Source organism: Streptomyces sp. NPDC004610, assembly GCF_040609715.1.
In the GTDB taxonomy this organism is placed as follows: domain Bacteria; phylum Actinomycetota; class Actinomycetes; order Streptomycetales; family Streptomycetaceae; genus Streptomyces.
Genome location: NZ_JBEXLA010000081.1, coordinates 1 through 9,053, shown reverse-complemented (window position 1 = coordinate 9,053; position 9,053 = coordinate 1). Strand labels below are relative to the sequence as shown.

Below are 9,053 nucleotides of genomic sequence, written 5' to 3'. Positions count from 1 at the left end.
ACCCGCGAACCAGACACCACACCAAACCGACCCACCTGATCCACCGCCAGACTCAACGCCCCACCATGCGTCAACCCCACACCCTTCGGCACCCCCGACGACCCCGACGTATAAATCACATACGCCAGATCCGCACCCCCCAACACCACATCAGGCGCCACACCCGAGCACGCCCCGATGTCCTCCCGCACCTCGTCCCACACCACCACCTGGACACCACCACCCACCCGACCCGCCAGCTCCCCACCCATCACCGCATCCGTCAGCACCACCGACACACCACTGTCCCCCACCATGAACCCCACCCGCTCCACCGGCAACCGCACATCCATCGGCAAAAACGCCGCCCCCGCCCGCCACACACCCAACATCCCCACCAGCACATCCACACCCCGCGGCACACACAACCCCACCACCGAACCCACCCCGACACCACGACCCCGCAGGTAGTGCGCCAGGCGATTCGCCGCCACATCCAACTCACCCCGCGACACCACCACCCCATCCCCCACCACAACCACCGCACCCGCATCCACACCAACCCACCCATCGAACAACCCCAACACCGACGAACCAGCACCAGAACCCGCACCCACCAACGAAGACCCACCCCACTCACCGAGCATCAGTTCGCGCTCGGCGGGGTCGAGGATCTCCACGGCGGCGAGCCGCAGCGCCGGGTCCGCGGTGACCGAGTCCAGGACCCGGGCCCAGCGTTCGGTGAGGGACTCGACCGTGGCGGCGTCGAACAGGTCCGCCGATCCGACGACGGCGCCGCGCAGTCCGGCGGGGTTGCCCTGCTCGTCGTACGCCTCGGCGATCATCACATCGAGGTCGTACTTGGCCGAGGCGGCGGTGGCCGCGGCCTCGGTGCCCGTCGCCGCTCCGGTGCGCTCGGCGTTCTGCAAGGTCAGGGCCACTTGGAACAGGGGATGGCGGGACATCGAGCGTTCGGGGGCGAGTTCCTCGACCAGGCGCTCGAAGGGCACGTCCTGATGGGCCCAGGCACCCAGGCTGGCTTCGCGGACGCGCTCCAGGATCTGACGGAACTCCGGGTTCCCGGAGAGGTCGGTGCGGATCACGAGGGTGTTGACGAAGAAGCCGACCAGGTCGTCCAGGGCCTCGTCATTGCGGCCGGCGATGCCGCAGCCGACGGGGATGTCGGTTCCGGCGCCCAGTCGCGACAGGGTGACCGCGAGGGCGGCCTGCATCACCATGAAGACGGTGACGCCCTCGGCTCGGGCCAGTTCCACGACTCGTCGGTGTACGTCGGCGGGCACGTCGAGCGGGATCTGGTGGCCCTGGTGGCTGGTCACCAGGGGGCGGGCCCGGTCGCCGGGCAGCGCCAGTTCCTCCGGGGCGCCGGAGAGTGCCTGCCGCCAGTAGTCCACCTGGGCGTTCAGCAGACTGCCGGGGTCGGAGGCGTCGCCGAGCAGTGCGCGCTGCCAGAGGGCGTAGTCGGTGTACTGGACGGGCAGCGGGGCCCAGTCGGGGGCCTCGCCGCGCAGGCGGGCCGCGTAGGCGGTGGAGATGTCGCGGCCCAGGGGGCCCATCGACCAGCCGTCACTGGCGATGTGGTGCATCACGACCACGAGTACCTGCTCCTCCGGTCCGGCGTCGAACAGCCAGGCGCGGATGGGCGGTTCGGATGCCAGGTCGAAGGCGTGCCGTGACACCCGGCTCACGGCCCCGGCCAGTTCCTCGCGGGTGACCCGGGCCACATCCAGCTGCCAGTCCAGTTCCCGGGGGTCGAGGATCCGCTGATACGGCTCCCCGTCGATCTCGGCGAACACCGTCCGCAGCGACTCGTGCCGGGCGATCACATCCCGCAGCGCCGCATCGAGGACGACGGGGTCGGCGCCGTTGACCCGGATCGGGACGGGGATGTTGTACGTCGGGTTGGGCCCTTCGAGCTGGCCCAGGAACCACAGGCGCCGCTGCGCGAACGACAGGGGTACCCGCTCGGGCCGTTCGGCCACGGCCCGCAAGGGGGTGCGGGCCTGCTGGGTGCCCTGGGCGAGCCGGGCCGCCAGCCGGGCCACCGTCGGCGCCTCGAACAGCGCCCGCACCTCGACCTCCACGCCCAGCACGGCACGGATCCGGGAGGTGAGGCGTACGGCGAGCAGGGAGTGTCCGCCGAGGCGGAAGAAGTTGTCCTCCACCCCGACCGACTCCACGCCCAGGACATCGGCGAACAGGGTGCACAGGATCTCTTCCTGCACGGTCGCCGGGGCCCGGCCGGTACCGGTGGCGTACTCGGGCGCGGGCAGGGCCCTGCGGTCCAGCTTGCCGTTGGCGGTCAGCGGCAGTTCGTCCAGGGCCACGAAGGCGGACGGGACCATGTACTCCGGCAGCCGGGCGGCGACCAGCTCCCGCAGGGCGTCCACGTCCTGGGCCGACGGTACGACGTACGCGACCAGGGCGCCGTCACGGGTGACCACTGCGGCGCGGGTCACCTCGGGGTGGGTGAGCAGGACGGTCTCGATCTCGCCGGGTTCGATGCGGAAGCCGCGGACCTTGACCTGGTCGTCGGCGCGTCCGGCGAAGGCCAGTTGTCCGTCGGGGGTCCAGCGGGCGAGGTCGCCGGTGCGGTACATGCGTCGGCCGGTGTCGAAGGGGGAGGCCACGAAGCGCTCACCGGTCAGGGCGGGGCGACCGACATAGCCCCGTGCCAGACCGGCGCCGGAGACATACAGCTCACCCGTGACTCCGACCGGCACCGGCTCAAGGGCGTCGTCAAGGACGTAGAGGTGGGTGTTGGCCATCGGGGCGCCGATGGTCGGTTCGTCGCCGGGGGCGAGCGGCTCGGACATCGAGGCACACACCGTCACCTCGGTCGGGCCATAGGCGTTCACCAGGCGGCGGCCCGGTGCCCAGCGCTCCACCGACCTGGGGTCCAGTGCCTCACCGGCCGACACCAGCGTCGTGACGGTGTCCAGGGCGCCGGTGTCCAGGGCACCCAGTACCGCCGGGGGCAGCGTCACATGGGTCACCCCATGGCGGGCCACCACTCCGGCCACACCAGCACCCGAGTCCAGTTCCTCCGCCGAGCCGGCGACGAGGACGCCGCCCGCGCAGAGGGTCACCCACACCTCGGAGACGGCCGCGTCGAAGCCCACCGACGCGAACTGGAGCACCCGGGCGGCCTCATCGACGGCGAAACGCTCGCCCTGGGCCGTCACCAGGTTCGTCAGACCGGCGTGCGAGACCGCGACGCCCTTCGGGGTTCCCGTCGAACCGGAGGTGTAGATCACATACGCCAGATCACCGGTGACACCAGGAGCATGGGTCGGCCGGCCCTGGTGGTCCAGATCGTCCGGGCCGAGGATCAGGGCGACACCGGCGTCCGCGAGCATGAACTCGATGCGCTCGTCCGGGAGCCGCGTGTCGATCGGCAGATAGGCGGCGCCCGCCTTCCAGACGCCCAGCATCCCGGTGACCAGCTCCGGGCCACGCGGCAGCCGCAGCCCCACGACCGACTCCGGGCCGACGCCCTGAGCCCGGAGATGGTGTGCCAGTCGGTTCGCCGCCGCGTCGAGGTCGCCGTACGAAAGCTCGGTCTCCTCGCTCACCACGGCCGGGGCATCCGGAGTCGTCGCGGCCCGGCGCTCGAACAGTTCCACCACCGACGCGTCCGGGATGTCCGTCGTCGTGTCGTTCCAGGCGCTGAGGATCCGGTCGCGGTCGTCGGTGCCGAGGACGAGGACGCGGTCGAGGGTGGTGTCGGGGCCGCCGTCGAGGGTGTGGGTCAGCGCGTCGAGGAGGTGGTCGAGGGTGGTCTGGAGCAGGCGTCCCACCGCTGCGGCGTCGATGGGGGTGATGGCCGCCACGGTGAAGCCGATGTGGTCCGGGCCGAGGTCGTTGACGGCCACGGTCAGCGGGTAGTTGGTCCGCTCCCGGACCATGACATTGCGGATGCCGTCGATCGGCTGCTGCTGTTCGGCGGTGTCGGTGTCGGTGGCGGCGCCGGTGCCGGTCGTCGTACGGGGGTCCGCGTGGCGGTAGTTGAAGAGCGAGGTGAACAGGGGGGTGTTCTCGGTGATGCCGCTGGCCTGCTGGGCGACCGCGAGGGGCGCGTGCTCGTGCTCCAGGAGCGCGGCCAGTTGGTCCCGCATCAGCTCGATCGCGGCGCGGGCGCCGACCCGGGAGGTACGGACCCGGACCGGGAGGGTGTTGATGAACAGGCCGAGGGCCTGGTCGGCGCCGTCACCCGCGTTCATCCGCCCGAACAGCACGGTGCCGAAGACCACGTCGTCCCGGCCGGACAGCACCCCGAGGACCCGTGCCCACACCACGTGCAGGACGGTCGCGGCGCTGACGCCGAGCCCGCGGGCCACCTCCCGCAGCCGGACCGCCAACTCTGCGGGCACGGTGACCACTTCGGTGACGGAGTCGCTGCCGTCCCCATGGACGTCCAGCGCTCCGAAAGGCGCGGTCGGCTCGGTCACATCGCCCAGCAGTTCCGCGAAGAACCGCTCGTGCTCCTCCCTGGGGACCGCGCGGCTCTGCGCCACGAAGTTCCGGAACGGGGCCGCCGGGGCGAGCCGATCTCCCTGGCCGACGAGGATGGTGCGCAGTTCCCGCATCAGCACATCGGTGCCCATGTGGTCCTCGACCATGTGGTGGATCCGGATCAGCCCGAGCCAGCGGCCGTCGGCGACCTCGGCCACATGCAGATCCATCAGGGGCGCCCGCCCCAGGTCCATCGACTGTCCACCGGCGGCCATCAGGGCATCCGCCCAGCGTGCGGGTTCCGTACCGGCGAGGTCGAGGACATGCTCGACCACGGGCAGCGTCGCATGCCGCCACACCACCTGCGCCGGTTCGCGCAGGCCCTCCCAGACCACGGCGGTCCGGTAGATGTCGTGCCGGTCCAGCACCTGCCGGAGCGCGCCCGCGAACTCATCGAGCCGGGCCCGGGTGGTGAACTCGACCAGACGGACCGTCACATAGGCATCGGCTCCACCGGCAGCCATGAGGTGGTGGAAGAACAGGCCCTCCTGCAAGGGGGCGAGCGGGTAGACATCGGCGATGTTCGCGGCACCGCCGTCGACGGACGCGACGACCCGGTCGACCTCGGACTGCGACAACTCGATGAGCGGCAGCAGATCGGGGGTGATCCGCTCGGCACCGGCCGGGATCAGATTCTCCGGCACCTCCACCGACTCGGCTCCGGCGCTACCGGCGAGTCCGGCGGGGGTGGGCGTCTCGAACAGCGCCCGCACCGACACCGACACACCCCGGCCGCGCAGCCGCTCCACCAGTGTCACGGCGAGGAGGGAGTGACCGCCGAGCTGGAAGAAGTTGTCCTCCACCCCGACCGAGTCCAGGCCCAGCACCTCGGCGAAGACCGCGCACACGATCTCCTCCCGGACGGTCGCGGGTGCGCGGCCACCTCCGGTGGCGTACTCGGGCGCGGGCAGGGCCCGCCGGTCCAGCTTGCCGTTGGCGGTCAGGGGTAGCTCGTCCAGTCCCATGAACGCGGCCGGGACCATGTATTCGGGGAGCTGGGAGGCGAGCAGGTCGCGGAGCGGGGCGGTGTCGGGGAGGGACGGGACGACGTAGGCGACGAGGGCTTCGTCGCGGGCGATCACGGCGGCCTGGGTGACCTCGGGGTGGGTGAGCAGGACGGTCTCGATCTCGCCGGGTTCGATACGGAAGCCGCGGACCTTGACCTGCTGGTCGGCGCGTCCGGCGAAGGCCAGTTGTCCGTCGGGGGTCCAGCGGGCGAGGTCGCCGGTGCGGTACATGCGCCGACCGGTGTCGAAGGGGGAGGCCACGAACCGTTCACCGGTCAGGGCGGGGCGGTTCACATACCCGCGTGCCAGTCCGGCACCGGCCACGTACAGCTCTCCGGTGACTCCGGCGGGGACGGGCTCAAGGGCGTCGTCCAGGACGTAGAGCCGGGTGTTGGCGATCGGGCGGCCGAAGGGGACGGGCCCGGAGCGCTCGGCGTCCACCGTCTCGGCGGCCACCATGACGGTCGCCTCGGTGGGGCCGTAGGTGTTGACCAGGCGCCGACCGGCGGACCACTCCCGTGCCGCCGCCTCGCTGATGGCTTCGGCGCCCACGAGGAGGGTTGCCACGCGTTCGAGATCGGCCGGTTCCAGGACTCCGAGGAGCGACGGGACCACGCTGGCGGCCCGTACGCCCTCCAACTCCGCGAGCCTCTGCGGGTGCTCCCGCTGCTCGTCGTCGGCGATCCAGAGCGCCGATCCAGACGAGAGAGACACGGCGACGTCCAGGACCGAGGCGTCGAAGCTGAAAGAGGCGAACTGGAGGATGCCCACACCGGGGCCGGCGCCCATGACGGGGCCGAACACCGAGGCCAGATTCGCCAGCGAGCCATGCGAGACCGCGACGCCCTTCGGGGTCCCCGTCGAACCGGAGGTGTAGATCACATACGCCAGATCACCGGTGACACCAGGAGTCTCACTGGGCTGACCCTGCTGGTCCAGATCCTCCGGAGCGAGGACCAGGGCAGCACCCGCGTCCGCGAGCATGAACTGGATCCGCTCAGCGGGTAGTTGTGCATCGATGGGCAGATAGGCAGCCCCCGCCTTCCACACACCCAGGATCCCGGTGATCATCTCCGGGCCGCGCGGCAACCGCAGCCCCACCACCGACTCCGGCCCAACCCCCCGACCCCGCAAGTAATGCGCGAGGCGGTTGGCCGCCGCGTCGAGGTCGCCGTACGACGTCTCGACACCCTCGCTCACCACCGCGACCGCGCCCGGAGCCGACCCGGCCCACCGCTCGAACTGCTCGACCACCGTCAGGTCGGGACGCTCGGCGGCCGTGTCGTTCCAGCGCTCCAGTACCGTTTCGCGCTCCTGCGCGTCCAGTACATCGACGGCGTGCAGACGGATGCCGGGTGCCGAGGTCACCGTTTCGAGGACGCGCAGCCAGCGCTGGACCATGACCTCGGTGGCGGCCACGTCGAAGAGGTCGGCCGACGCCGTCAGTGCGCCGCGCAGTCCGGCGGGGCGGCCCTGGTCGTCCAGGATCTCGCCGACGATCACATCGAGGTCGAACTTCGCGGACACCTTGGTCGGCCGCTCACCGGCGGGCTGTTCCTGTCCGGCGGCGTCGATGTTCTGGACGGTGAACATGACCTGGAACAGCGGATGCCGGGCCAGTGACCGCTGCGGGGCCAGTTCCTCCACGAGGCGTTCGAAGGGGACGTCCTGGTGGGCCATCGCCCCGAGGCTCGCCTCGCGGACGCGGGCCAGTACCTGGCGGAACTCGGGGTCGCCGGACAGATCGTTCCGGATGACGAGGGTGTTGACGAAGAAGCCGATCAGATCGTCCAGGGCCTCATCGGTGCGGCCCGCGACCGCCGAGCCGACCGGGATGTCGGTGCCTGAGCCCAGCCGGAACAGCGTGACCGCGAGGGCGGCCTGCAACGCCATGAAGACGGTCACGCCCTCGGCACGGGCGAGTTCGACCAGCCGCTGATGCACCTCCGCCGGGACCTGGAGCGGCACCCGGTGACCGACATGACCGGACACCGCCGGACGCTGGCGGTCGACCGGCAGTGCGAGTTCCTCCGGGGCTCCGGCCAGGGTGCGGCGCCAGTACTCCACCTGCTCCGACAGCAGGCTCTCCGGGTCGGACTCCTCCCCCAGCAGCTCACGCTGCCAGAGCGCGTAGTCCGCGTACTGCACCGTGAGCGGCTCGAACGCGGGTGCCTCACCACGGGAGCGGGCCGCGTACGCGGTGTCGACATCGCGGCGCAGCGGACCCATCGACCAGCCGTCGCCCGCGATGTGGTGCACGACCACGACCAGCACGCGCACATCGTCGTCGGTCTCGAACAGCCAGGCACGGATGGGCAGTTCGGCGGCGAGGTCGAAGCGGTACTGGGTGGCCCGTCCGACGGCCTCGGCCAGTTGCCCGGCTTCCACCTGGGTGACCTGCACGGCCCAGTCCAGGTCATCGGGGTCGAGGATGTGCTGATACGGCTCGCCGTTCAGTGCCGGGAAGACCGTCCGCAGCGATTCGTGCCGGGCGATCACATCCCGGAGTGCCGTGTTGAGTACGGCGGTGTCGACCTCCCCGTTGAGCCGCATCGTCGTCGGGAGGTTGTAGAGGGCGTTCGGTCCGTCGAGCTGGGCCAGGAACCACATCCGGCGCTGCGCGAACGACAGCGGCACCCGTTCCGGCCGTTCGGCGGCGGCCCGAAGCGCGTGGCGCGCTCGCTCGGCGGCGCCGGTGGCCAGGCGGGCGGCGAGGGCGGCCACGGTCGGCGCCTCGAAGAGGGTCCGCAGTGACAGTTCCACGCCGAGCACGGCCCGGATCCGGGACATCAGCCGGACGGCGAGGAGTGAGTGTCCGCCCAGATCGAAGAAGCTGTCATCGACGCCGACCGAGGTGACGCCGAGGATCTCGGCGAAGGCTCCGCAGAGCAGTTCCTCCTGGAGGGTGGCGGGGCGTCGGCCTTCGCCGGCGACATAGGCGGGGGCGGGCAGGGCGCGGCGGTCCAGTTTGCCGTTCACTGTGAGCGGCAGCCCGTCGAGGGTGACGAAGGCCGCCGGGACCATGTACTCCGGCAGCCGTGCCGCCACCAGCTCCCGCAACGCCTCCACATCGACAGCGTCCCCGGCCGGGACCACGTAGGCCACCAGCCGCTTGTCACCCGGCGCGTCCTCGCGCACCACGACCGCGACCTGAGCGACGGCCGGGGCATCCAGCAGGACAGCCTCGATCTCACCCAGCTCGATCCGGAAACCACGCACCTTCACCTGCTGATCCGCGCGGCCCACGAACACCAACTGGCCGTCCCCGGTCCACTTCACCAGGTCACCCGTCCGGTACATCCGCTCACCCGCATCGAACGGGGAGGCGACGAACCGCTCACCCGTCAAAGCAGCCCGGTTCACATACCCACGGCCCAGACCCGCGCCCGACACATACAACTCACCCGCCACACCCACCGGAACCGGCTCCAGCACATCGTCCAGCACGAACAACCGCGCATACGACAACCCACGCCCCATCACCGGCACATCACCCACCGACAACCCACCCGACACCGACGACACCACCGTGAA

At 70.9% G+C, this 9,053-nt stretch carries 1 protein-coding gene; it reads right to left on the bottom strand.

Annotation, left to right across the window (positions count from 1 at the left end):
- Positions 1 to 9,053, bottom strand: a 9,053-nt coding sequence (locus tag ABZX40_RS41300) for an amino acid adenylation domain-containing protein (RefSeq protein ID WP_356162868.1), incomplete at both ends; no start/stop codon positions are given.